Below are 3,064 nucleotides of genomic sequence, written 5' to 3'. Positions count from 1 at the left end.
GCGCACCGCCAGCGCGCCGGCGTCGGGCGCCGGCAAGGCGCGCCGGTCGAGCTTGCCGTTGGGCATCACCGGCCATTCGTCCAGGCGCACGAATGCGGCCGGCACCATGTGCTCGGGCAGGCGCGCGAGCAACTGCGCGCGCAGCGACGCCGCCAGTTGCGGGTCCGGCGCGGCCAGCACGTAGGCCAGCAACTGTGTGGACTCGCCGCTGCCGTGCGCCACCACCACCGCCTCGCGCACCTCGTCGCATTCGCACAGGTGCGCCTCGATCTCGCCGAGCTCGACCCGGAAACCGCGGATCTTGATCTGGTGGTCGTTGCGGCCCAGGTACAGCAGTTCGCCGTCCGGCGACCAGCGGGTCAGGTCGCCGGTGCGGTACATGCGCGCGTCCGGATCGCCGTGGAAGGGGTCGGGGACGAAGCGCTCGGCGGTCAGTTCGGCGCGGTTGAGATAGCCGCGCGCGATGCCGACGCCGCCCAGGTACAACTCGCCGATCGCGCCGGTCGGCACCGGCTGGCCGCGCGCGTCGAGCACGTAGACCTGGTTGTTGTCGATCGGCCGGCCGATCGGCACCGCATCGCCGTCGAAATCGGGCGGGCAGGCCCAGGCGGTCACGTCCAGCGTCGCCTCGGTGGGGCCGTAGAGGTTGTGCAGCCGCGCCCACGGCAGGCGCGAATACCACTTGCGCACCATCGCCGCCGGCAGCGCTTCGCCGCCGCAGATCGTGCGCCGCAGCGAAACGCAGTGCGAGGCCTCCGGCGCCTGCAGGAACACGCCCAGCATCGAGGGCACGAAATGCGCGGTGGTCACTTCGTGCTCGACGATGGTCGCGGCGAGCGCGGCCGGGTCCTTGTGCGCGTCGGGCGCGGCCACCACCAGGGTGCCGCCCCACAGCAGGGTCCAGAAGAACTCCCACACCGACAGGTCGAAGGTGAACGGCGTTTTCTGCAACACGCGCTCTTCGGGCTGCAGGCCGAACGCGGTCTGCATCCAGGCCAGGCGGTTGACCACCGAGCGGTGCTCGATCATCACGCCCTTGGGCCGGCCGGTGGAGCCGGAGGTGTACATCACATACGCCAGCCGGCGCGAATGCATGCCCTCGACCTGCGGGTCGTGGCCGGGGCCGTCGATATCGTTGTTGGGATCGATCGTCTCCAGCGTATGCCCGTCCAGCGCGGCGCGGCCGACCGCGTCGGCCAACAGCAGCATCGGCGCGGCGTCTTCGATCAGCTCGGCCAGCCGCTGCGCCGGATAGCTCGGATCCAGCGGCACGTAGGCGCCGCCGGCCTTGAGCGTGGCCAGCAGCGCGACCACCATCGCCGGCGAGCGCTGCATGCACACCGCCACGTGCCGATCCGGTCCGACGCCGGCCTGCACCAAGCGATGGGCCAGGCGATTGGCGCGCGCGTCGAGTTCGGCGTAGCTCCAGCGCAGGCCCTCGCCGATCACCGCGATGGCGTCGGGGGTGGCGTCGGCCTGGGCGCGGAACAGCTCGTGCAGGCAGCTTTCGTGCGGATACGCCGCCTCGGTGGCGTTGCGCTGCTGCAGCAGCAGCGCGCGCTCTTCGGCCGGCAGCACTTCGATCCGGGCCAGGGCGCGCTGCGGTTCCTGCGCCAGCGCCTCGACCAGCCCCGCCACCGCCATGCGCATGTTGGCGCCGATGCGTTGCGGATCCATCGGCTCGCAGCATTGCACGCCGAGCGAGAAGCCCTCGCCGTCGTCGTTGAGGTTGATCAGCAACGGGTAGTTGCTGCGCTCCTGGCTGTCGATCACCCGCGCGCCGTCCCACAGCGGCGTGTGCGCGCCGGCGCGGGTGGCGCGGTTGTGGCGATAGTTGAACACGCTGGTGAACAGCGGCCGCGCCGCGTCCACGCCGCTGCAGCGCTGCGCCTGGGCGAGCGAGGCGTATTCGTGCGCGACCAGATCGGCGAGGTTGGCCTGCATCGCAGCCAGCGCCTCGACCACCGGCGTGGCGCCCAGGTCCACCCGCAACGGCAAGGTGTTGACGAACAGGCCCAGCGCGCGCGCCGCGCCTTCGCCGCCGCGCTGGCGGCCGGACAGCACGGTGCCGAACACCACGCTCTCGCGCCCGCTGGCGCGCGCGGCCACCAGCGCCCAGGCCAGATGCAGCAACGCCGCCGGCGTGGCGCCGTGACGCTGCGCGAGCTCGCGCACCTGCGCCGACAGCTGCGCGGGCAGCGCCACCTCGGCCTCGTGGATGTCCTGGCCGTTGCCGCGCACTTCCAGCGCGCCGAACGGCGCGGTCGGCTCGTCGATGTCGCCCAGGCGGGCGCGGAAGTAGTCGTCGTAGTCCGCCGCCGGCGCGCGCCGTACCGCGGCGATGAAATCGCGGTAGGGCCAAGGCGCCGGCAACGTTTCCGCGCGGCCGGCGACGATCGCCTGCATTTCCTCCAGCAGCAGTTCCAGGCTGACGTGATCGATGATCAGGTGATGGCCGAGCAGGGCCAGATGGCAGGCGCCGTCGGCGGATTCGATCGCGCAGGCGCGCAACAGCGGCGCCCGGCCCAGGTCCAGGCGCTGCCGGCGCGGGTCGCTGTGGCGCAGCAGCGCGTCCAGCGCGTCGGCTTGCGCGGGCAATTCTTCGAGCGGAATCTCGGCGCGGCGTTGCACCACCTGCACCGGTTGCGGCAGGCCCTGCCAGTGCAGCGCGGTGCGCAGCGCGCCGTGGCGCGCCGACACCTGCCGCGCCGCGGCCAGGAACTCATCCAGCCGCGCGCGCGAATCGAACGCCAGCACCCAGCGCTGCACATAGGCATCGCCGCCGGCGTCGGCGAGCAGGTGGTGGAACAGCATGCCTTCCTGCAGCGGCGACAGGCCGTAGATGTCTTCGATGTTGGCCGCGCCGCCGGGCGTGGCGGCGACGATGCGGTCGATCTCGTCCTGGCTCAGGTCCGCCAACGGCAGCATCGACGGCTCGATCGCCGTGGCGTCGGCCGCGATCAGGTTCGGCGGCGTTTCCACCGCGGCCGTGGCCGCGTTCGCAGTAGCGGCCAGGCGCGAGGCCAGCGCCTGCGGCGTCGGCGCGGCGAACACCGCGCCGGCG

General features: G+C 72.5%; 1 protein-coding gene. It reads right to left on the bottom strand.

Annotation, left to right across the window (positions count from 1 at the left end; genetic code table 11):
• On the bottom strand, nucleotides 1–3,064 hold a 3,064-nt coding region (locus A7A76_RS00610; protein ID WP_206409369.1), incomplete at both ends, for a non-ribosomal peptide synthetase.

Origin of the sequence: Lysobacter enzymogenes, assembly GCF_017168095.1 — a bacterium.
GTDB lineage: Bacteria > Pseudomonadota > Gammaproteobacteria > Xanthomonadales > Xanthomonadaceae > Lysobacter > Lysobacter enzymogenes_D.
The sequence above is the reverse complement of the archived record's forward strand: the minus strand, read 5'-3'. Positions and strand labels throughout refer to the sequence as shown.